At 70.3% G+C, this 21,984-nt stretch carries 17 protein-coding genes; 7 read left to right on the forward strand and 10 right to left on the reverse strand.

The annotated features are described in order from the left end of the window. Nucleotides 1–25: 25 nt before the first annotated feature. The 3 genes from ACYVOM_RS32290 to ACYVOM_RS32300 are packed head-to-tail and all read left to right on the forward strand — an operon-like array spanning nucleotide 26 to nucleotide 2,801. Nucleotides 26–853, forward strand: a complete 828-nt coding sequence (locus ACYVOM_RS32290) for an SDR family oxidoreductase (RefSeq protein ID WP_460307340.1) — start codon at nucleotides 26–28, stop codon at nucleotides 851–853. A 14-nt stretch (nucleotides 854–867) separates the two neighbouring features. After that, on the forward strand, nucleotides 868–2,055 hold the full coding sequence (locus tag ACYVOM_RS32295) for an NADH:flavin oxidoreductase (RefSeq protein ID WP_460307341.1): 1,188 nt from the start codon (nucleotides 868–870) through the stop codon (nucleotides 2,053–2,055). Continuing rightward, nucleotides 2,052–2,801, forward strand: a complete 750-nt coding sequence (locus ACYVOM_RS32300; protein WP_460307342.1) for an SDR family oxidoreductase — start codon at nucleotides 2,052–2,054, stop codon at nucleotides 2,799–2,801. The genes ACYVOM_RS32295 and ACYVOM_RS32300 overlap by 4 nt, the downstream gene beginning before the upstream one ends. Nucleotides 2,802–2,894: 93 nt before the next feature. On the opposite strand, the gene ACYVOM_RS32305 is transcribed toward ACYVOM_RS32300, so the two are convergent. The 3 genes from ACYVOM_RS32305 to ACYVOM_RS32315 form a co-directional block, all read right to left on the reverse strand. Further along, nucleotides 2,895–4,265: a sensor histidine kinase gene (locus ACYVOM_RS32305; protein WP_460307343.1), complete on the reverse strand. Its 1,371-nt coding sequence runs from the start codon at nucleotides 4,263–4,265 to the stop codon at nucleotides 2,895–2,897. Further along, nucleotides 4,235–4,582 (reverse strand): anti-sigma factor, encoded by a 348-nt coding sequence (locus ACYVOM_RS32310; RefSeq protein WP_460307420.1) that lies wholly within the window; start codon nucleotides 4,580–4,582, stop codon nucleotides 4,235–4,237. The genes ACYVOM_RS32305 and ACYVOM_RS32310 overlap by 31 nt, the downstream gene beginning before the upstream one ends. Nucleotides 4,583–4,944: 362 nt before the next feature. After that, nucleotides 4,945–6,678, reverse strand: a complete 1,734-nt coding sequence (locus tag ACYVOM_RS32315) for a glycoside hydrolase family 3 protein (RefSeq protein WP_460307344.1) — start codon at nucleotides 6,676–6,678, stop codon at nucleotides 4,945–4,947. Nucleotides 6,679–6,894: 216 nt separating this feature from the next. Between ACYVOM_RS32315 and ACYVOM_RS32320 the strand changes: the two genes are divergently transcribed. Beyond that, on the forward strand, nucleotides 6,895–7,869 hold the full coding sequence (locus ACYVOM_RS32320) for a LacI family DNA-binding transcriptional regulator (RefSeq protein ID WP_460307345.1): 975 nt from the start codon (nucleotides 6,895–6,897) through the stop codon (nucleotides 7,867–7,869). A gap of 700 nt (nucleotides 7,870–8,569) precedes the next feature. Here ACYVOM_RS32320 and ACYVOM_RS32325 read toward each other — a convergent pair. Both ACYVOM_RS32325 and ACYVOM_RS32330 read right to left on the reverse strand, forming a co-directional pair. Continuing rightward, nucleotides 8,570–10,249, reverse strand: a complete 1,680-nt coding sequence (locus ACYVOM_RS32325; RefSeq protein ID WP_460307346.1) for a protein kinase domain-containing protein — start codon at nucleotides 10,247–10,249, stop codon at nucleotides 8,570–8,572. A gap of 102 nt (nucleotides 10,250–10,351) precedes the next feature. Beyond that, nucleotides 10,352–10,954, reverse strand: coding sequence for a TetR/AcrR family transcriptional regulator (locus ACYVOM_RS32330; RefSeq protein ID WP_460307347.1), 603 nt, complete (start codon nucleotides 10,952–10,954; stop codon nucleotides 10,352–10,354). Between the two features lie 237 nt (nucleotides 10,955–11,191). Between ACYVOM_RS32330 and ACYVOM_RS32335 the strand changes: the two genes are divergently transcribed. Then, nucleotides 11,192–12,349, forward strand: coding sequence for a spirocyclase AveC family protein (locus ACYVOM_RS32335; RefSeq protein ID WP_460307421.1), 1,158 nt, complete (start codon nucleotides 11,192–11,194; stop codon nucleotides 12,347–12,349). An 87-nt stretch (nucleotides 12,350–12,436) separates the two neighbouring features. On the opposite strand, the gene ACYVOM_RS32340 is transcribed toward ACYVOM_RS32335, so the two are convergent. Both ACYVOM_RS32340 and ACYVOM_RS32345 read right to left on the reverse strand, forming a co-directional pair. After that, complete coding sequence (locus ACYVOM_RS32340) at nucleotides 12,437–13,459, reverse strand: zinc-dependent alcohol dehydrogenase family protein (protein ID WP_460307348.1); 1,023 nt, start codon at nucleotides 13,457–13,459, stop codon at nucleotides 12,437–12,439. 52 nt (nucleotides 13,460–13,511) lie between these two features. Continuing rightward, nucleotides 13,512–13,913: a (R)-mandelonitrile lyase gene (locus tag ACYVOM_RS32345; protein ID WP_460307349.1), complete on the reverse strand. Its 402-nt coding sequence runs from the start codon at nucleotides 13,911–13,913 to the stop codon at nucleotides 13,512–13,514. Between the two features lie 328 nt (nucleotides 13,914–14,241). On the opposite strand from ACYVOM_RS32345, the gene ACYVOM_RS32350 reads away from it, so the two are divergent. Further along, on the forward strand, nucleotides 14,242–15,114 hold the full coding sequence (locus ACYVOM_RS32350; RefSeq protein WP_460307350.1) for a helix-turn-helix transcriptional regulator: 873 nt from the start codon (nucleotides 14,242–14,244) through the stop codon (nucleotides 15,112–15,114). An 83-nt stretch (nucleotides 15,115–15,197) separates the two neighbouring features. On the opposite strand, the gene ACYVOM_RS32355 is transcribed toward ACYVOM_RS32350, so the two are convergent. Then, a complete protein-coding gene (locus ACYVOM_RS32355; RefSeq protein ID WP_460307351.1) occupies nucleotides 15,198–17,930 on the reverse strand; it encodes a CHAT domain-containing tetratricopeptide repeat protein in 2,733 nt (910 codons plus the stop codon). Between the two features lie 192 nt (nucleotides 17,931–18,122). On the opposite strand from ACYVOM_RS32355, the gene ACYVOM_RS32360 reads away from it, so the two are divergent. Further along, nucleotides 18,123–18,722, forward strand: a complete 600-nt coding sequence (locus tag ACYVOM_RS32360; protein WP_460307352.1) for a superoxide dismutase — start codon at nucleotides 18,123–18,125, stop codon at nucleotides 18,720–18,722. Between the two features lie 293 nt (nucleotides 18,723–19,015). Here the strand turns inward: ACYVOM_RS32360 and ACYVOM_RS32365 are convergent, their stop codons facing one another. Together ACYVOM_RS32365 and ACYVOM_RS32370 are read right to left on the reverse strand one after the other, a co-directional pair. After that, nucleotides 19,016–20,128 (reverse strand): IS110 family RNA-guided transposase, encoded by a 1,113-nt coding sequence (locus ACYVOM_RS32365; protein WP_460307353.1) that lies wholly within the window; start codon nucleotides 20,126–20,128, stop codon nucleotides 19,016–19,018. Nucleotides 20,129–20,511: 383 nt separating this feature from the next. Next, entirely contained in the window at nucleotides 20,512–21,918 is a 1,407-nt protein-coding gene (locus ACYVOM_RS32370) for a tetratricopeptide repeat protein (protein WP_460307354.1), read from the reverse strand. Nucleotides 21,919–21,984: the final 66 nt, after the last annotated feature.

Raw genomic sequence — 21,984 nt, forward strand, 5'->3', positions numbered from 1 at the left:
GGGACCCCCAGAGAAGGGATGACCGATGGCTACCTATGCCGTCACCGGCTCGGCCTCGGGGATGGGCGCCGCCACCGCGGCGCTGCTCACCGACGCCGGGCACACCGTGATCGGGGTGGACCTGCGCGACGCCCAGGTGATCGCGGACCTCTCCACCCCCGAAGGCCGCGCCGCGGCCGCCCAGGGGATCCTCGCCGAGTGCGGCGACACCCTGGACGGCGTCGCCGCGATCGCCGGCGTCGGCCCGAACATGGCCGACGCCGCGGCCGTGATCTCGATCAACTACTTCGGGCAGACCACCCTGCTGGAGGCGTTGCGCCCCGCCCTGGCGCGCGGAGGCGGCGGACGGGCCGTGGTCATCAGCTCGAACTCGGCCTCCACCGTGCCGCTCGTCGACGACGACCTGGTCGGGCTCGCCCTGTCCGGCGACGAGGAGGCCGCCAGGCTCCGCGCCCGCGAGGCGCAGGCGGCGATGCCGAAGGAGATCACCGACCTCGTGCCGTCGATCGGCGCGTACGCCTCCTCCAAACTCGCCGTCAGCCGCTGGGTCCGTCGCACGGCGGTCACCGAGGAGTGGGCCCGCAAGGGCGTCACGCTCAACGCCGTCGCTCCCGGCGCCGTCATCACCCCGCTCATGCTCGGCTCCACCGGCCGCCGCGAGGACCTGGACGCCGACGCGTTCCCCACCCCGATGCCGCTTGGGATCTTCGGCGAGCCCGAGGACATCGCCTTCTGGGTGCACCAGTTCCTGCGCCCGGAGGCCCGCTACACCACCGGGACGATCCTCTACGTGGACGGCGGCACCGACGCCGCCATGCGCCCCGACGCCTACCCCACCGCCATGACCTTCTGAACCGGAGCCCCGCGATGACCACCCCGAAAACGACGATCCCCGACGTCTTCAGCCCCGCGAAGCTCGGCCCCGTCAACTTGCGCAACCGCACTATCAAGGCCGCGACCTTCGAAGGCATGACCAAAGGTGCCCTTGTCAGCGACGAACTGATCGAGTTCCACCGCGCCCACGCCGCGGGAGGCGTCGGCATGACCACGGTGGCCTACTGCGCGGTGGCCCCGGAAGGCCGTACCGAACGCGACCAGATCTACTGGCGGCCCGAGGCTCTGCCTGGGCTGCGCCGCCTCACCGACGCGGTGCACGCCGAAGGCGCCGCCGCCTCGGCCCAGATCGGGCACGCCGGACCTGTGGCGAACGGCAAGTCCAACGGACTGCCGGCGATCAGCTCCGCGCGTTTCTTCAACCCGCAGGCGCTCGCCCTGGTCCGCGGCGCCACCAAGGACGACATCGAGCGCGTCACGAAGGCGCACGCCGACGCCGCCCTCATGGCGATCGAGGCGGGCTTCGACGCCGTGGAGATCCACTTCGGCCACAACTACCTGGCCAGCTCGTTCCTCAGCCCCAAGCTCAACAAGCGCAAGGACGAGTTCGGCGGCTCCCTCGCCAACCGCGCCAAGGTCCCGCTCGGCATCGCCCGCGCCGTCCGCGAGGCGGTCGGCGATCGCATCGGCATCCTCGCCAAGCTCAACATGGACGACGGCGTGCCCGGCGGTTTCTGGCTGGATGAGAGCCTCCAGGTCGCTCAGTGGCTGGAGCGCGACGGCAGCCTCGACGCCCTGGAGCTGACCGCGGGCAGCTCTCTGCTCAACCCGATGTACCTCTTCCGCGGCGAGGCTCCGCTGCGGGAGTTCGCGGCCGTCATGAAGCAGCCGGTCAAGCTGGGCGTCCAGCTCGTCGGCAAGCACTTCATCCGCAGCTACCCGTACCAGGAGGCCTTCCTCCTGGAGAGCGCGCGCCAGTTCCGCGCGGCCCTGGACCTGCCGCTGATCCTGCTCGGCGGGGTCAGCGAGAAGGCGACGATGGACCAGGCGATGGCCGAGGGCTTCGAGTTCGTCGCGATGGCCCGCGCCCTGCTGCGCGAGCCTGGCCTGCTGAACCGCATGCAGGCCGACTCCTCAGCCCGCTCGCTGTGCATCCACTGCAACAAGTGCATGCCGTCGATCTTCACCGGCACGCACTGCGTCCTGGCGGAGACCCGGTGACCGGCCGGCTCGCAGGGCGAGTGGCGCTGATCACCGGAGCGGCCTCCGGCATGGGAGCCTCCCACGCCAGGGCCTTCGCCGCCGAGGGCGCGCACGTCGTCGTCGCCGACGTCTCCGACGAGCGCGGCGCCGCACTCGCCGAGGAGATCGACGGCCTCTACGTCCACCTCGACGTCACCAGCGCCGCCGACTGGGCGGCGGCCATCGAATCCGCCCTCGCGCGGTTCGGGCTCCTCAACGTCCTGGTGAACAACGCGGGCATCCTCGACGGCGGACCCCTCGGCGCGTACACCGACGAGCAGTGGCGCCGGATCCTCGACGTCAACCTCACCGGCGCGTTCCTCGGGCTGAGCGCGGCAAGGGACGCGCTCGTCGCCGCCCGGCCCGCCTCGGTGGTGAACATCTCCTCGGCGGCCGGCCTCCAGGGCGTGTCCGGCATGCACGGATACACGGCCTCCAAGTGGGGGCTGCGGGGCTTCACCAAGTCCGCGGCGCTGGAACTCGCCGAGCACGGCGTCCGCGTCAACTCCGTGCACCCCGGCGCGATCTACACCCCGATGATCGCGGGCATGGCCGCCGAGCACGGCGTCGCCGACGTGGACCTGACGGCGAGCACCCTGAAGCGCATGGGGCTGCCCGAAGAGGTGTCCGCCCTGGTCGTCTATCTCGCGAGCGAGGAGTCGGCGTTCTCCACCGGAGCCGAGTTCGTCGTGGACGGAGGCATGACCGCCGGTTCATCCTTCTGACCAGCGCACCGAGGTCCCGCCGGGATACCCGGCGGGACCTGAGGGCGGGGCGCGGGTCCTTCCGGGGTGGTGCCCGCGTGTTGGGCTTGTTCGTCAGGGCTCGTCTGGGGGTGGGGTGGTGGTGCGAGGGAGGCGGATGCGCAGGCGGGTGCCGAGGGGGGAGGTGGTGGCGGTGGCGGTGCCGTGGTGGGCTGTGGCGATCTCGCGGACGATGGCCAGGCCGAGGCCGCTGCCGCCTTTGTCCTTGGTCTGGGAGTCCTTCAGGCGGGTGAACCGATCGAAGATCGCTTCGCGCTGCTCGGCGGGGATGGTGTCGCCGTCGTTGTCGACGTCGAGGACCGCGTCGTCGCCGTCGCGGTAGATGTGGATGCGGATGTGCCGGTCGGCGTGGCGGCAGGCGTTGTTCAGCAGGTTGGCGACGAGTCGGGACAGCTGGGAGCGTGAGCCGTCGATGAGGACATGCTGGGCGTGGACCTCGACGCGCTCGTCCGGCTCGCGGTGCGTGATCTCGGCGCCGACCAGTGCGGCCAGGTCGAGGCGTTCGCGGGCCGCGGGCGCCGCCGCGTCCAGGCGGGTGAGGGCGAGCAGGTCGTCGACGAGCCGCTGCAGCCGGTCGACGCTGCCCGCCACGCGGTGGGCGAGTTCCTCGAAGTCGGTGTCGTCGGGGTTGTCGAAGGCGTCGTCGAGTTCCATGCGCATCGCGGTGATGGGGCTGCGCATGTCGTGGGAGGCGTCGGAGGCGAACCGGCGCTCGTGCTGGATCGACTCCTCCATGCGGGCCAGCAGCGCGTTGACGGTGACCGTCAGCGCCCGCAGTTCGTCATCGTGGGCGGGCAGCGGGACACGGCGGCCCTCGGCCTTGCGGTCGGCCACGTGGTCGCCGATCTCGGCAGCGTCCCGCCTGATCTGCTCCACCGGAGACAGCGCCCGCCCGACCACCAGAGCGGTCCCGCATGCGGTGAGCAGGATCAGCAGAAGCGAGCAGGTGAGCAGCTGGCCGACGAACTGGACACTGATGTACCAGGGGACCGGCTCACCGAACGCGTACGCGTACCAGTCGCCGTCGCCCTGGTAGACACGGAACACCGCGACGACCAGGCACCCGGGCGTGTCGGCCACGTTGCACATCGTGCCATCTCGGGTGGTGTCGTCCTTCGGGGGGACGAGCCTGGACAGCCGGTCCTGCGTGCCGAGCGCCCCGGTCCCCGCGACGACCTCGCCGCGGGCGTTGACGACCTGGAGCGCGGTGGTGGGCGGTCCGGGGTCGGCCAGCACCGTGGTGAGGGCGCCCCGTTTGATCAGGTGGACGGTCTTCAGCGCGGACGCCTCGATCTGCTCGGCCCGGAACACCCCGGCCTGCTCATAGTTGAACACGGTGATCAGCACGCACCCCAGGACGCAGAGCAGGGTCATCACCACAGTGGCGAGCACGGTCAGCCGCACGCGGATCGACCAGCCACCCATCCCCGCTCCCGTGTTCCCGACGCACCTCCGCCCGCACAGCGAGGACACGACTCTTCATCCCTCATGCCCACCGGCGGACAAGCGATGGTGAAGAGAGCGTCAATCCCCGACAGGCGGCCGCTGCGGGGGAGCAGTGCCGGTTCGCAGGGGGCCGGTGATCCGCCGGCGGGTCCGATGGTGAGGCCGATGTGGGTGGTGTCGGTGAGCGGCGGGGTGAGGCTGGGGTCGCTGGATCCGTCGAGGAGTCCTGCGGGACGGGCTCCGGCGGGGCCGATGAGCCAGAGTTCGTAGGCGTGGAGGCTGGGGGCGGCCGGCAGATCGGTCGTGGAGTCCGCGCAGCCTTACCGTCGTGCCCGGCTACGGCCGCAGATCAGGCCGCCGGTGGTCCGGTCGATCCCTGATCACGTGTTCGATGAGCTGTTCGCCCGGGCCCCGGCAGGCAGGGAAGGGCTCCGCGAGGTGGTAGATGCATTCTTCGACTTTGTGGTGGACCATCCTGAGGCTCCAGCTCTGTGGTGGCATCGAGTGCTCAAGACTGATCGGTGCAGCCCCCGACGGTTGCATGCCTGCGCATGCACGACGGCTTCCTCCCGAGAGCGGGAGCACTGTCCGCGACCTTCGGGGCGGTCACTCAGCGGCGCGAGCGCGCCGGAGAGTTCCGCCGGACGATCGGGGCCGCTCAGTAGGTGAGGCCGTGGCCGAAGCGGTAGAGGGGGTCGGCGGTGTCGTGGGGGACGTCGGGGCGGCCTGCCTTGACGGCCGCCATGGAGGAGGGCAGGTCGAAGGGGAGTCTGCCTTCCGGCTGGTGGGCACCGGTGAGGACGGCGGCCAGGGCTTCGTCGTCGGCGCCGTATTCGCCGAGGACGGCTGATGCGGCCGCGTCGATCTCCGGCATGACGGCGGGGCGGTCGAGGTGGATGACGATGACGGTCGGCACGCGGGAGGCGATGGCGGTCACCCGCTGGATCTCCTCCTGCGGGAAGGAGAGGTCGCCCGCGTGGAAGAGGGCCTCCAGGAAGTTGCCGCTGCGCGCCTCGTAGGGCGCGGTCAGGTGCAGCACTGCCGCGTCGGCCTCGTCGGGTGAGGACGCCGCCGGGAAGGCGGCGCCGAGGTCGATGCCTTCGGTGTAGACGCGGGCGCCGGGGCGCAGCGGGAGGACGCCGTCGTTCTTCAGGAGGGTGATCGAGCGGCGCTGGGCCTTGCGGCCCGCCGCGCGGAAGTCGGCCCGTCCGACGGTCGCGGCAGCCTTCTCGGGGTCGAGCGGGGCGGCGTCGAAGAGGCCGAGGCGGAACTTCTCGCGCAGGAGGCGGCGGACGGAGGTGTCGATGCGCTCTTCGGTGATGTCGCCGTCGCGGACGAGGGAGACGATGAGTTCGGGGCAGGCTTCGCCGCCGAACTGGTCGACTCCGGCGTCGAGGGCCTTGCGGGCGCGTTCGCGCGGGGTGAGGTCCTCGACGCCCCAGGCGCGGGCGACTTCGGTGGTCTCGCCGATCTCCATGTCGTTGAGCAGGCCCCAGTCGGTGCAGACGATGCCGTCGAAGCCGTACTTCTCGCGTAGGAGGGAGGTGATGACGCCGCGGTTGAAGCCGAAGGCGACTTCTTCGAGCTCGGTCCCGACGGGCATGCCGTAGTACGGCATGATCTGCGACGTCCCCGCGGCGAACGCCGCTTCGAAGGGGATGAGGTGGTGGTCGAAGCGCCCGCCGGGGTAGACCTGCTCGCGCCCGTAGGGGAAGTGCGGGTCTTCGCCGTCCTTCTGGGGCCCGCCTCCGGGGAAGTGCTTGGTCATGGCGGCGACGCTGTGCGGGCCGAGTTCGTCGCCCTGGAGGCCGCGGATGTAGGCGGCGACGAGTTCGGCGGCGAGTTCGGCGGATTCGCCGAAGGTGCCGACGGCGCGGGCCCAGCGGGGTTCGGTGGCGAGGTCGGCCATCGGGTGCAGGGCGACGCGGATGCCGACGGCGAGGTACTCCTGGCGGACGATGTCGGCCCAGGCGCGGACGAGTTCGGCGTCGCGGGTGGCGGCCATGCCGAGGAACTCCGGCCACTGGGAGAACGCGCCGGAGAACAGCGCGGTGGCGGGGTTGTCGGTGAAGCTGTGCCGCGGGTCGGAGGAGATGGTGACCGGAATGCCCAGACGGGTCCGGGACGCGAGTTCCTGCAGACGGTTGTGCCAGCCCGCCATCTTCGCGGGCGAGGCGACCTGCAGCACGTTGAAGTGCGTCATCAGCCTGCCGGAGACGAACGCGTCGGTGGAGAGGGCGCCGAACGGGCTCTCACCCTCCCAGAGCTCTCCGTCGGGGCCCATGAGGAGGATGGTGTGGAACATCTGTCCCGCCTTCTCCTCCAGGGTCATGCGGGACAGCAGGTCCTCGACGCGGGCGTCGATCGGGGCTGCGGGATCGCGGTAGGTCATGTTCTTCTCTTCGTTCAGCGGACGGATCGGATGGGGCGGATGGCGAGGGTGCCGGGGACGGCTCGGCGTGGGTGGAGGCCAATGCGACCCTTCGTACTTCTTGCGGTGAAAGGGGTGGGGTGTGAGCTTGGGTTAAGCGCGCAAGTAGTATCACTTAGGCGCATAAGTTAATGTCGCGTCACACAGGCGTCAAGCAGCGCCGAGGAGGGAATCGCGATGGGCGGGCGACCGAAGCGGGTCACGAGCGCGGACGTCGCACGGGAGGCTGAGGTCTCGACCGCGACCGTCAGCTACGTGCTCAACGACAAGCCGGGACAGACGATCCCGAAGGAGACGCGGGAACGCGTCCTGGCGGTGGCGGCGCGTCTCGGCTACACGCCCTACGCCCCGGCGCGGGCCCTGGCCCGCGGCGCCAGCGATCTCATCCTGTTCGCGCACCGGGCGCCGATCGTCCCGCCCAGCTATGCCCCCTATCTTGAACCGCTGGCCGACGGGCTGCGCGCGAGAGGCCTCAATCTGGTGTGGCAGCTCGGCTACGACCCCGCCGCGAAGGTCCGGCACCCCGCCAACGAACTCGCCCCCGCGGCGGTCCTGCACCTCACCGAGCCCGACCCGCAGGAGAGCGCCTACCTGCGCGCCTTCAACGCCCCGGTCGTCGTGGCGCTCTCCGACGCCGCCGTGGGGGAGCGGCCACCCGTACTCCAGGTACGCCACCTGGCGGAGCGCGGCCACCGCGTCGTCGCCTACGCGGGGACACCCGATCCCAGGCTCGCCGCTTTCGACGCCTCGCGCCACCAGGACGTGAAGGCGACCTGCGGGGAGCTCGGCCTCTCCGATTCGCCCTCCCAGGCCGTGCCGGCGCGACGGGAAGCCGCACGCGCCGCCGTCGCCGCGCTGCTGGACGCCGGAGCCACGGGAATCTGCGCCTACAACGACGAGACCGCCTTCGCCGTCCTGGCGGCCCTGGCGGACCTGGACGTCTCGGTCCCGGACGAGGTCGCGGTGATCGGCATCGACGACCATCCCCTCGCCGCCCTCTACACGCCGTCCCTCACCACGGTGGCCGTCGGCGACCCCTCCAGCAACGCGGCCGACCTCATCGGCCGCATCGTCGCCGCGCTCCACGGCGAGCCGGTGCCGCCACCCGCCCCGCTGAACGCCGCCGACGTCATCGTACGGACCTCGGCCTGACCGCCGAACGAAGGCGGTCCGCCTCTTCTCACGGTCAGAGGAGGCCGCGGGAGACGACGAGGCACTCGCGGGTGCAGCCGCTGCCGCCCAAGACCTGGACGGCGTCGGTGGTGACGCGGCAGCCACCCGCCGTCCATGGGGTCGAGAGCCGCACCGGACCGGGGGCTGACGGGAGTGGAGTTCGGCTGTCCTCGGCTCCCGGAGCGGGGTGCATTCTGTTGTGGGGGACTTGTCCGTCAGGGTGGTACTGCTGGTCCCATGGCCGGGTTCTCCCTGGTGTATCAGCGTCACCCCTGAGCGGCTCGACGCGATGATCGAGTGGTACTCGGACAAGCTCGGCTTCGTCCTCGAACGGCGCTTCGAGGCGCACGGCACCACGTTCGTCTTCATCGCCAACGGGGACGTCAAGATCGAGCTGCTCTCGGGTGCCTCCCGCACCCGCTCCGCCCTGCCGGATGACGTGCTCGCGAGCATGGATCCCGCACGCGGCGGCGTGACCGGCCACCGCGAGGACCACCGAACTGAGCCGGAGCGGACGAGGCCACACGGGTTCCGGCCCTCCGCTCCCGAACGTGGTCCCAGCCGCCGGACAGCTGTGGGTGCACCTTCGCCGAGAAGATCTTTACCGGGCCAGGACGCTCCGGGCGCACCGCTGAGGGGGCCGAGCAGATGCTCCAGGCGGTCGAGGTCCGTCGCCGCGTCAGCTGGGGATGAGGTCGAAGCGGGCTGAGTTGTCGTTGGCGGGGTGGTTCGCGATCAGGGGCGCCGTGCCGTTGTTCGCCGTCACGTACTTGTTGTCGGCGCGCGACAGCAGACTGACCGAACCGTCGGAGTTGCGCACCAGGAGGAAGGTCTCCCAGTCCGAAGCCGCGTCGCGGTTCGCGATCAGGGGCTTCGTGCCCTCTGGACCGTCCGCGGTCACGAACTTGCCGTTGGACTTCACCTTCAACTGAATATCGTTATGGCCGACATACGTCACGGTGAACTTCGCCCCCTGTCCGGCGCCGGTGCGGTTCGCGGCCAGCGTCAGCGTGTCCGGGTCCAATGCGACGAATTTCTTGTTGGAACGGGCTCGCAGCCTGATCGTGGTCGGCTTCCCAGATGCGGTCGGCTTCTTGGTGTGCGGCACGGCGGCGGGCTTCTCGACGGTTTCGGGCGACGGCGAGATGGTCGCCTCCTGGCTGCCACTCGCCAGGGGTTTCACGGACGGATCACCGGCCGCCTTGCTGGGCGTCGGCGCGGCCGAGTTCCCGGCTCTCGTTTCGGGACGGTGCGCCGCCGCAGAGTCCCCGGTGTCGTTGGCCCCTATGCCTATCGCAGCGGCGGCCACCGCCACCAGTACGGCGCCGGCCACCGCGGCGAGGAGTACCGGACCCGTCCGCGTCCGGTACTTGACCTGTGCCGCCGGTGACGTGGCGAGGTCGTTCGGCCGCCCCTGCCCGTCGTCCCCGGGCGAGGCGGCGGGTACGGGCCCGGTGCCCTCGCCGGGCGGGTTTCGCCGCGTCAGTTCAACCTGGGGATCAGGCTGGGGCCATGAGCCGGCAGGGCTGTCCAGGCCCCGGCCTTCCACGATCTTCGCGAGACGATCAGCTGTGGCGCGCGCGTCCAGGCGATCGGCGGGATCCGGTGTGAGCAGGCCGAGGATCACCGCACTGAGCGGTCCGCCCCGCCGCAGCGGAACCTGGTCGTGGGTCAGGATGGCTGAGGCGATCACCATGGGGGTGTTTCCCTGGTACGGGGGATGCCCCTCGACCGCGGTGAAGAGAACCGCTCCCAAAGACCACAGATCGGAAGGCGGTCCGGCCGGGTCGCCTCGCAGCCGTTCCGGAGCCATGTAGCCCGGCGTGCCGATGAGAAATCCCGAAGCGGTGAGGCGGGCGTCGCCTTCGATCGTGGCGATCCCGAAATCGGTCAACACCACATGGCCGTCGTCATCCAGGAGAATATTGGCGGGCTTGACATCACGATGCAGGATGCCCAGGTCATGAACGGCCTGGAGCGCGCCCACCAGGACCGCGCCGATGCGGGCGACCTCGGCCACCGGCAACGCGCCGCGATCTTGCAGGTGATCGTCCAGCGACCGCGCCTTGATGTACTCCATCACGATCCAGTGGTGATCCCCCTCCATGACCACGTCGTGGATCGTCACGACCGCCGGATGCCGAACCTGCGCCGCGGCACGGGCCTCGCCGACCGCCCTGCCGCGCGCCTCCGCGAGGTGCTCCTGGTCCAGACCCGGCGGCAACACGATCTCCTTGACGGCGACCTCGCGCCCCAGGAGTTCGTCACGCGCCCGCCAGACCGCACCCATCCCACCGCGCCCCACCCGGTCCAGGAGCCGGTAGCGCCCGCCAAGGATTCGCGCATTTAGTTGCGACATGATCCAAAATGCTACCGAGGTTGAAGGCCGGGGTCGCCAGGGTTGAGCGAGGAAGTCCTTTCCCGGCGATCAGGCGGCCAGGGGCGTCATCGGGGAATCGGGTCAGGGCAGTTTGATGGCCGACATGTACATTTCGAGGGTCGGGCGGTAGAGATCGACGTCGTCGAGTCGGGTTCCCAGGACGACGGAGTCACTGGTGGCGATGAGGACGTGGGCGAAGGTCAGGGCGGGCATCAGCAGGGTTCCGCCGATCTTGTCCAGGCCCTCGACGATGAAGGCGGCCAGTTCCTGGGCGACCTTCAGCCTTTTCGCACTGACCCGTTCCCGGGCCTCCGGGTTGCGGAGCAGGTACAGGGTGAACTCGTGGCCGAGTGCGGCGTGCTCCACTCCGCGGTCCTGGCTGAGGCGGCGCCACCGGCGGGCGACCTCGTCGAGTTCGCGGGCCCCCACCGAGGTCGCCGCCGCCAGTACTTCGGTGAAGTTGTCGAAGTAGCGGCGCCAGTACTTGTCGCTGACGGCGAGGAAGAGGTCTTCCTTCGTGCCGAAGTGCTTGTAGACGGCGCCCTTGGTGAAACCCGCCGTGTGGGCGATGTCGTCGATGGTCGCCTGGGTGAAGCCCTTTTCGGCGAACACCTGCTCCGCGGCGTCCAGGAGCAGCGATCGAGTGTGCTCCAGACGTCGCTCCCTCGTCCAGCGCTCGACCATGCCAGCGAGTATGTCACAGGGCCGTGGCCTGGCCTCGCGCGCCGGGAGAGGGTGCCGATGCCCCGTCGATCGCCCCCGCTGACCGGTTCAGGACGCTCGGTCGCGTTCACCTGCCTCAACGACGGGCCCCCGAGAAGCATCTCAGATACTCATTCCCCTCTCAGATACCGATGAGTACCCTGCGGGTGTGCATGCCGGGGCAAGTCGGGCGCCAACGAGGAGGGTGCTGTGAGTGACATGCCGGACGGAACGAAGGCCGATGCCGTCACCGAACCGCGGGAGGCGACGGCCGAGCCGGGAACGCGGCCCGAGTCCAGGCCGGTCCTGATCTGGGCCGCGGCGGGCGGGCTGATCCTGGCGCTCGAGCTGTACGTGTGGACCCGGTGGGTCACCGGGCCGTACTTCGAGCGGGTGCCCTCGGGGCCGAGCGACCCGCCGACGTACATGAAGGTGGTGCTGACCGCGAACATGGTCGCCATGTGGGTCCTGGTGCCGCTCTGTGCGTGGTGGTTCATCATCAGGCCCTGGCGGCGCGAGCGGCGCATCACGCTGGACGGCATGCTCAGCGTCTCCATGGGCCTGATGTTCTTCCAGGACCCGCTGCTGAACTACGTCAACACGTGGTGCACGTACAACGCGTGGCTGTTCAACCGAGGCTCCTGGTCATCGAACATTCCCGGCTGGGTGTCCCCGGAGGAGCCGGGCCACCAGGTGCCGGAACCCATCTTGACGAACGCGCCGGGCTACGCGTTCGGCGTCCTCCTGATCACGATCGCCGGATGCCGGCTCATGCGCGGGATCAAGGCGCGATGGCCGAAGATCAGCGATCTTCAGCTGATCGGCCTCACCTATGCGATGGCCATCGTCTTCGACTTCGTCATGGAGGGCTGCGTCATCCTGCCCGCCGGAATGTACTCGTATCCCGGCGCCATCCAGTCGCTGTCCATCAACGCGGGTCACTACTACCAATGGCCCGTCTATGAGGGGCTGATGTGGGGAGCCGTCCAGGCGGCGCTGTGCTGTCTGCGCTACTTCACCGACGACCGCGGCAGGACCGTCGTCGAGCGCGGCCTGGACCATGTGCGCGGAGGCGCAGCGCGCCGGCAGCTCACCAGATTCCTCGCGATCTTCGCCGCGGTCAGCGCGTGCTTCTTCACCTTCTACAACGTCCCGGCGCAGTGGATCGGTATGCACGCCGACCCTTGGCCCGTCGATGTGCAGAAGCGTTCCTACTTCAGCGGACCCGTCTGCGGTGGGGGATCGGACCGCCCTTGCCCCGATCCCGCGCTGCCGATTCCCACCAAGCGCTCCGGCTACGTCGACATCGACGGCGAGTTCGTCCTGCCGCCGGGCGGGGAGCAGCCGAAGGTCGTTCCCTTCGAGCAAGGGAGATGATGCGTCCCGGCTGAGGAGACCGGGGGCGTCAGGGTGCTTAGGAACGGACCGAGACGCCTCGCCCGCTTCGCACTCCTCGGGCGCTCCTCAGAGGGTGAGCAGGGTTTTGATGGCGCGGCGCTCGTCCATCGCCCGGTAGCCCTCGGCGGCGTCCTCCAGGGGGAGGGTGAGGTCGAAGACCTTTCCGGGGTCGATGGTCCGGTTCCAGATGAGGTCGATCAGCTCGGGCAGGAAGCGCCGGACGGGGGCGGGCCCGCCGTGGAGGTGGACGGAGGAGAAGAACAGCTCGTCCCCGGGAAGCGAGACGTCATGGGAGACGCCGACGTAGCCGACGTGCCCGCCCGGGCGGGTCGATCGGATGGCCTGCATCATCGACTCCTGCGTGCCGACCGCCTCGATCACCGAGTGGGCGCCGAGCCCGCCGTTCATTCCCTTCAGCGCCTTCACCCCCTCGTCGCCGCGCTCGGTGATGACGTCGGTCGCGCCGAACTCCAGGGCGAGCTTCTGCCGGTCGGCGTGCCGGGAGAAGATGACGATCTTCTCGGCGCCGAGTTGCCGGGCGGCAAGGACGCCGAGCAGGCCGACCGCGCCGTCCCCGACGACCGCGACGGTCTTGCCCGGGCCCGCTTCGGCTGCGACGGCGGCGAACCAGCCCGTCCCGAGCACGTCGGAGGCCGCCAGCAGCGAGGGGACCAGGTCGGCGTCCGGCAGGCCGGGGGTGGCGACCAGGGTGCCGTCGGCGAGCGGGATGCGCGCGTACTGCGCCTGGGTGCCGATCGCGCCGATGAGTTCGGCGTGCACGCAGCGGGACTGGTAGCCGGCCCGGCAGATCTCGCAGGTGTTGTCGGAGGCGAAGAACGAGCCGACCACGAAGTCGCCGACCTTGACGTTCTTCACCTGGTCGCCGGTCTGCTCGACCACGCCGACGTACTCGTGCCCCATCGGAGCCGGGCCGCTGGTCTTCTCGATGCCGCGATAGGGCCACAGGTCCGACCCGCACACGCACGCCGCCGTCACCTTGATGATCGCGTCGGTCGGCTTGCTGATCTTCGGGTCGTCGCGGTCGACGACCTGGACGTCGCGGGGCCCGTTCAGGACTACTCCACGCATGGGAGATCTCCTCGTTGTCTCGGTGAATGCTCGTCGTCGATGCGGGCGCCGGTCAGGCGCGGGTGCCGGAGCGCTGCGCGCCGTATTCGGCGTCGGTGACGTGCTCCAGCCAGGAGGTGTCGTCGCCCTCCCACAGCGCCAGGTGGGTCATGAAGTGGTCGGGGGCGGCGCCGTGCCAGTGCTCCTCGCCCGGCGGCGTCCAGATCACCTCGCCGGGGTGCGCCTCGATCAGCCGTCCGCCGCGCGACTGGATCAGTGCGACGCCCTCTACGATGAGGAGTGTCTGGCCCAGGCCGTGGGAGTGCCAGGCGGTGCGGGCGCCGGGCGCGAACCTCACCGTGTTCGCCCGCGCCCGAGACGGGTCCTCGCCCCGATAGATCACGTCGAACCAGACGTCCCCGGCGAACCACTCGGCCGGGCCCTTCACGGTCGCCGGTTTCTGCACCAACTCCATGATCAGCTCTCCTCGACGATCTGCGGCCGACCCAGGTCGGGGACCAGATCCCCGAACATCGGCCGGGCATCCGACGGCTTGTCCAGACCCATCACATACCTCCTCAAATAGGGCTATTCCTTGAGGTGGGCGGCCTACTGCTGACAGGCGGCGGAGTTCATCCGCGGCAGGGCTGGTCTTTGCCTTCAGCCGACCCCCGCGCCACTCCTGACCTCCCTCGTGGCCCCCTCGCCCATACAACCTGCGAAAACGGCCTGGTGGCAGTGGCTGGTGTTCCAGGGGTCGACAGCACCCCCCTCATGGTGAGTCCGGCTCGTAGGCTGGGGGCATGGACAACAGGGACGACATCCGCGAGTTCCTGGTCTCCCGCCGGGCCAGGATCACCCCGCAGCAGGCCGGGCTGACCGTCTACGGCACCAATCGGCGCGTCCCCGGCCTGCGCCGCGAGGAAGCGGCCCTGCTGGCCGGGGTGTCCATCGACTACTACACCCAGTTGGAACGCGGAAGGCTCGCCGGCGCCTCCGAAGCCGTCCTGGACGCCATCGCCAGGGCCCTCCAGCTCGACGAGGCCGAGCGCTCCCGCCTGTTCGACCTCGCCCGCACCGCAGGCAGCGGTCCCCGGCAGCGGCGCCGCCCCACGCACAAGATCCGGCCCGGCCTCCAGCAGGTCCTCGACGCCCTCGCCGACGGGCCCGCGTTCATCCGCAACGGCCGCCTGGACGTCCTGGCCGCGAACGATCTCGGCCGCGCCCTGTACGCCCCGGCCTTCGACACCCCGCACCGGCCGGTCAACCTCGCCCGCTTCTGCTTCCTCGACCCACGCGCCCATGACTTCTACCCCAGCTGGGACGCCGCCGCCGACACCTCGGTCGCCATCCTGCGCACCGGAGCCGGACGCGACCCCTACGACCGCGACCTCTCCGACCTCATCGGCGAGTTGTCCACCCGCAGCGACGACTTCCGCACCCGCTGGGCCGCCCACGACGTCCGCCTCCACCACACCGGCAGCAAGGGTTTCCACCACCCCGAAGTCGGCCACCTCCCCCTGGACTTCGAAGCTTTCGCCCTGCCCGGCGACCCCGGCCTCACCCTCACCGTCTACACCGCCCCCACCGGCACCCCCGCCCACGACGCCCTCCGCCTCCTGGCCAGCTGCGCCGCCACCCTCCCCACCACCCCCGCCGACACCACCCGAACCTGAACGTCCACCGACCGATCAGGCCGGGGAGATCAGGAACGGCGGCCGGTACCGCGTGATCGCCCTCGACGCTTCGCGGGTCGGCGTCATGCGCCCGCGTGGAGGTGTGCCGCCCAGAGGGAGGGCATGCCGGGCGTGGCGGCGTATCGGGTGCGAATGGCTCGGTGCAGGGCGTGGGCGGCGTGTTGCCAGCGCAGGGAGCCGTCAGGGGCGGCCAGGTGCGCGTAGAAGTCGTCGGCGATGTCGACGGCTGCGCGGTCGTTGATGGGCCACAGCGTGCCGACGACGTGGGGGAACCCCGCGAGCTGGAAACCCGACGTGAGATGGACTGCCTCGTCCAGCAGATCCTGATGGAAGGAGACTGCTGTGGAGCAGGCCGACAGATAGGCCAGGCGGACGTGACCGAGATCCAGCGGCGCGAGACTGGCCACGGTGAGCGGATCGCCGGCGTGGTCGTGCAGCAGCAGCCGACTGCGCGACGGATCGGCGGGATCGTTGAATCCGTGGCAGGCGAAGTGCGCGACAGTCGCCTCGCCCAGCCGTGCGAACACCCGCACACGGGTCGGGGCCTCTGGATCGTCGCCCTCGGGAGGCGTGTTCCGGGGGGCGGGCTCTGCCAGAAGCGTGACGTCGGGCAGCCGGTCGCTCAGGAGTTCTGCCTCACGCGTCACTTGGGGCAGCGGCGCTCCACCGGCGAGTCCCGGAGTGGTGGGCATCGCCACGATCAGCGACCGGTCCGGCGCCGGGCGCACGGGACGGCGGGCGTGGCGCAGCGCTCCGATGGAAGGGGTGTAGGAGGAGACGACCCGGTCCAGCACCACCCGCCGTTCCGGCCCCGGCGGATCGGTGTGGTGTCCTGCCGCGTGCAGCGGCAGCAAGCCCAGCAGTCCGCCCGGCGCCCACCACACGCGCGGCCACCGATCATGCGCCGACGGCGCGCCCGTGATGCCCAGCGCGCCGAGCACCGGCCCGGCCGCCGTGTCCCACAGCCACTCCAGAGTCCGTCCCATCCTCCGCTGGGCCGCGATCCGCGCCCCCATCGGGCCGTGGCCGGTTTCCTGCAGGGCCTGGTGGAAGCCGTTGACCTGGTCGATGAGGGCCTCATGGCTCAGATCCGGAAGCCGGACGAGAACGACGCCCGCGGCCGTCAGGAGCAGAGCGTCACTGCGGCGCGGGGTGACGTTGAACGTCACCACCGGGCCATGGCCGGCCTGCGCCTTGAGTTCCTCGACCGCGGGCGGCCCGGCGAACGACGTGAAACCGTCAAGGCTCCGGATCCGGGCGAGAAGTCCCCGCATCTCCCGCGCGGCAGCACGCCGTTCGTCACGCGCCGCACCCCCTTCCAGCCCGGAGAACCCTCCGGGAGAGTGCGACGTCGGCTCGGGCCGGTCCAGCAGGGCTCGCAGCTCCTGAAAGCGGTCGGCCAGCCGCGGATGCCGCTCGCCCAGCTCGCTGAGATCGGTACGGGTCTCCAGCATCTGCGCCATCACCCTCGCTCTGCCGAACTCCAGCGACCGCAGTGCCGACTCGGCCCGCTGCCGCCCGGGGCGCGACTCATCTTCAAGGATCAGCGCCGCGGCCTCGCCCGCCAGGCCGGTCAGCGCGCCCACCGCGCGAAGCTGATCGCCCCGGCCCAGCTCCCGGGAAGCCACCTCCTCCAGCATGCCGACCGACTTCTCCAGCAGCGCCGCGGCCCGCGCCGTCTCCGCTCCGGCCAGCAGGCGACCCGCAGCACGCCCGGCCTGGACGCGCATCGACGGTGCCGCGGCCTCTGCCGCGAAGACCCCCTCCAGCGCCGCCACCGACGCCTCCAGATCCTCCGCCGCGCCTGAGATCTGGAACCTGGCGTGCAGTGCGGCTCCCAGATTGTTGAGCAGCAGGGCGTGATCGGGTTGATCATCGGGCACCCGGCGCACCGCCTCCTGAAGCATCCCGACCGCCTCGTTCAGATCCTCGACCGCCTCCGAACGGCTGAACCGGTCCTTCAGCGTGCTCCCCAGGTTTCCGAGCACCGCCGCGTGGAGCGGGTGGTCTGCGGGGATGGTCCGCACGGCTCTGCGCAGCACCTCGACCGACTCGCCCAGGTCCTCCGCCGTCCCCGCCGTCCCCGCCGACTCGGCCCGCACGGCCAGCGCGTTTCCCAGATTCGCGAGCATCTCGGGGTGGTCGGTGTGGTCGGCGGGGGTGGCCCGCACAGCCTCGCGAAGCAGCTCGACCGCCTCGTCCAGGTCGCCTGCCGCGCCCCGGCGCTCGAACCTCGTGCGCAGCGCACTCCCCAGGTTGCCGAGCGCCTTGGGGCGGTCGGCGTGGTCGGCGGGCAGGTGCCGGACGGAGGCGAGGCCCGCCTCGATCGCCTCGTCCAGGTCGCCCTCGGCACCTGACCTCGCGTACCGGGTGCTCAGCGCGCTGCCCAGGTTGACGTACCATGCCGGGAGGTCGGGATGGCCGGACGGGGTGTCCCGCACCGCCTCTCGGAGCGCTTTGATCGCCTCGTCCAGATCCGCCGGCGTGCCCCGGCGCTCGTACCTCGCGCACAGCACGTTGCCCAGACCGTTGAGACGTGCCGGACGGTCGGGATGGCCGGCGGGAGTGCGCTGAGCCGCCAGAAGGCAGATCTCGATCGCCTCGTCCAGGTCACCCACCTCGCCGGTGCGTTTGAACCGCCCCCGCAGAGCGCCGCCCAGACCGCTGAGCATCGTCGCGTGGTGCGGATGGTCGGCGGACGAGGTGCGCACCGCCTCACGGAAGAAGCCGATCGCCTCCTCAAGAACCTCGGCCTCACCCGAACGCGCGAACCGCGCGGCCAAGGCGTTCCCCAAGTTGACGCTCCTATGTTCCGGCAAGGGTCCGCTCTGGGGAAACGTCAGCGCATCGAACCCATCGTCGTGCGCACGAGCGCCCCGGTGAGAGGGATGGGTGAGCCCTCGGCGGTGAGGGTTGGGAAGGGAGGCACACGCCTGAACTTGTTGCGTACTTGCTGTTGTTGCGAGTTACTTGCAATAGTAGGGATCATGTCGACCTACTCACTGCCGGACCTGCCGTATGACTACGCGGCGCTGGAGCCCGCGATCACCGGCGAGATCCTGGAGCTGCACCACAGCAAGCACCACGCCGCCTACGTCAAGGGCGCCAACGACACCCTGGAGCAGCTCGAAGAAGCGCGCGACAAGGAACAGCTCGGCGGACTGGTCGGCCTGGAGAAGACCCTCGCGTTCAACCTGTCCGGGCACGTCCTGCACTCGATCTTCTGGGACAACCTGTCCCCCGACGGCGGCGACCGCCCCGACGGCGAGCTCGCGGCCGCACTCGACGAGCACTTCGGCTCGTTCGAGGCCTTCAGCAGGCAGCTGACGCTGGCCACCCAGACCGTCCAGGGCTCCGGCTGGGGCGTCCTCGGGTGGGAGCCCATCGGCAAGAAGCTGATCGTCCAGCAGGTCTACGACCACCACGGCAACGTCGGCATCGGCTCGACCCCGCTGCTGGTCTTCGACGCCTGGGAGCACGCCTACTACCTGCAGTACAAGAACGTCCGCCCGGACTACGTGGCCAAGCTCTGGTCCCTGGTGAACTGGGCCGACGTCACCGCGCGCTTCGACGCCGCCCGCGGCTGAGACCGCCCACAAGCGCGGCGCCGGCAGTGGTGGGTCGGATCGGATCTTGTAACCCTTGAGAAGACTTCCCCGTCGGCGCCGCACCCGCCTCTCCATCCCGTGGAGGGGCGGGCATGTTCCGGTAAGGGCCCGCCCCGTCCAAGCCGAACATCCTGTGCAGAACGCGAACGACATCCGCCCCACCACCCGAGTGCGTCCTGCGGCCTCCTCGGTGATCGACCTCAGCCACCTGCCTCGTTTACGGTTCCGGCATTGGTTGCCCTGGTGGGAGCAAGTTATGCGTTTAGACCGTCTTATCGACGGCCGGGCTGTCCGGCCGTGGTGGCGGGGTGGGCTTGTCCGGGGTCCATCGCTTTGATGATCACCTGGTAGACCTCGCGGGCGACGTAGCGTTTGAGGCAGCGGATGATCTCTTTCTTGGTTTTTCCTTCGGCGGTGCGGCGGGCGACGTAGGTCTTGGTGCGGGGGTCGCGGCTGAGGCGGGTCAGGACGATGGTCCACAGGGCGTTGTTGGCTTGGCGGTTGCCGCCGCGGTTGAGTCGGTGGCGTCCGCTGGTGAGGCCGCTCCCTGTAGGGAGGGGCGCGGCGCCGGCCATGTGGGCGAAGCTGGCTTCGCTGCGCAGGCGGGTGGGGTTGTCGCCGACGGCGGCCAGGAGCGTGGCCGCGACCGCGGCTCCGACGCCTTGGAGTTCCAGGAGTTGCGGGGCGCAGCGCTGGACGAGCATGGAGATCTCGGCGTCGACGTCGGCGACTTCCTGAGTGAGCGCGATGCAGCGGCGGGCCAGGCGGCGCAGGCTCCGCTTGAGCGAGCCCTCCAGGCCGCCGTCGGGGCCGGGACGCAGGCGGGAGCAGCGGTCGATCAGGTCGGTTTTGGCGGCGCCGCGGAACTGGTCGCGGAGCTGGTCGGGGGCGGAGACGAGGATGCCGCGCATGGAGTTGATCGCGGCGGTGCGGGCCTTGACGGCGCTGCGCCGGACGACGTTGAGGGTCCGCAGGGCTTCAACGTCCCCGTCGCGGCTCTTGGGGACGATGCTGAGGTCTTCGGCCAGGAGCCCTTTGGCGGCGCGCAGGGCGTCGAAGCTGTCGCTCTTGCCGTCGTTGCGCTGGGCCATCCGGTCACGGCGCGGCCGGGTCGCCTCCACGACGGGCACGCCCTCGGCCTGGAGGTGGCGGGTGAGGCTCGCGCCGAAGGTGCCGGTCCCCTCCACCGCGAACCCGCGAACCCGGTCGCCGAGCCCTCGCGCCCAGGCCACGAGTTCGGCGTTGCCCTGCCGGGTCGTGTCCACCGAGATCTCGCCGAGTCGCCGACCGCGCTCGTCCAGGGCGACCGCGACGTTCACGTCGCGATGGGTGTCGACGCCGACCCACACCTCATGGGCGCGGGCAGGCTGGTGGGTGATGGTCACATCGCCTCGTCTCGGGTCGTGCTGACGTTCTTGCCGGCGGCGGTGCGGACCTGCTGGACATCACTGGTACGAGCCCTGCCCGGGGGCGGGGTCATGCTCCTATCAGGTCACTGCGTGGTCCGCTCCGGCACCACCCACGCCGCCCGAAGGCTCCTCGGACGGCGGGTCGATTACCGGACAACCGGGGGTCAATGAAATGAGCAGGGGCCAGCACGAGGCGGGAGACGCGGTCAACACCCATCCCACCATCGAATGATCTTCAACAGGACCGGTACGGCGACGGCCAGGGCGCTCCGCTGCGACGGACGACAGCTCAACTTCAAGGCACCAACGGGCCCGTATGCAATCGATGGTCAGGCCGCCGCAGCGGAGCGGATCTACAACTACCAGTGCAGTCGGCCGGGTCGGCCCGGGTGGCGTGCGGGGGTCGCCTGCACGGCCTGTCGCCCGGCGGCGATCGCCGCGTCGAGATCCGCCGCCTCGCCGAGCCGGTCGAACCTCGCCTCCAGCGCGGCCCCGAGCGAGTCGAGCATCGTGGGGCGGCCGGGGTGGTCGGCGGGGGCGATTCGCGCCGCTTCGCGAAGCACGTCGACGGCCTCGTCCACATCAGGCACCTCGCCCCGCCGGTCGAACCTGGCCTGCAGGACCGCGCCCAGAGCACCGAGTCGTCCGGGACGGTCGGCGTGGTCGGGGGAGGTGACGCGCAGGGCTTCCCGGAGCACCTCCACCGCCTCGTCCAGATCCGCCGCCTCGCCGAGCCGGTCGAACCTGATCCGCAGAGCGGTGCCGAACTCGCCCAGATGCACCGGATGATTCGGCTGCCCAACGGAGCTGGACCGTGCTGTCTCGCGGAGCAGGTCGGTCGCCTCGTTCACGTCCTCCACCGCGCCCGCGTGCTCGAACCTGGTGCGCAGCGCCACGCCCAGATGGCTCAGGTGCACAAGGCGGTTGGGGTGACCGGGGGGAGTGCTCCGCACGGCCTGGCGGCCGATGTCGACGGCCTCGTCCAGATCCGCGGCCACCCCTGTATGCCCGAATCTGGTGCGCAGCGCGGCACCGAGACCGCTGAGCCGTCTGACGTGTTCAGGATGATCGGGCGAGGTCATCTGCACCGCCAGGCGGCCCACGTCGATGGCCTCGGCGAGGTCCGCCACCGCACCCGTGTACTCGTACCTCGTCCGCAGCGCGATGCCCAGGTTACTGAGGGCGAGGGGATGGTCGAGGCCGTCGGCGGGAGCGGCACGCACCGCGAGACGGCTGATCGTGATCGCTTCCTCCAGGTCCGCCGCAGTACTAAGAAGCAGGAATCTGCTCCGCAGCGCTATCGCCAGATTGTTGAGGTACCCGACGGGGGGACCGTCCGCAGCGGTATGGGTGAGGATGCGCCGCCACAAGTCGATGCTCGCGGACAACTCGGCGGGATCGGGCAGATCCAGCGATCGGCGCAGGAAGTCGGCGGCTGCGGGCGCCGACAGGTCCGCCAGAGAGGGCAGCAGGCTCGCCGGGAGGTCGCCGTCGGGAACGTCGTTGATGAAGCAGACGACCAAACTGTCCAGCGCCGCCTGCAGATCCGCCGCACCGATCCCGTCCGGCAGCGCCTGGTAGCGGTTCCAGTGCAGCCAGCCCAGGAGATGCCTTCCGATGAGGTCGTCATCGTGCTCCAGGTGCTCGGCGAGATGCCGGGCCTGAACGAGGACCTCGGCGCCCAGGATCGCGGCCGGGTCCTGTTCTTCGACCGACCGGCTCAACCGCCGGCGCAACGCCGCGATGAGCTCATCGCGTTCGCTCACGCGCCCTGCCCTCGATCGCGGCACGGCGGTCGGCGCCAGGCGGTCCGGATCACATCGACGACCATG

The sequence above is a fragment of the Actinocorallia aurea genome, from assembly GCF_054783995.1.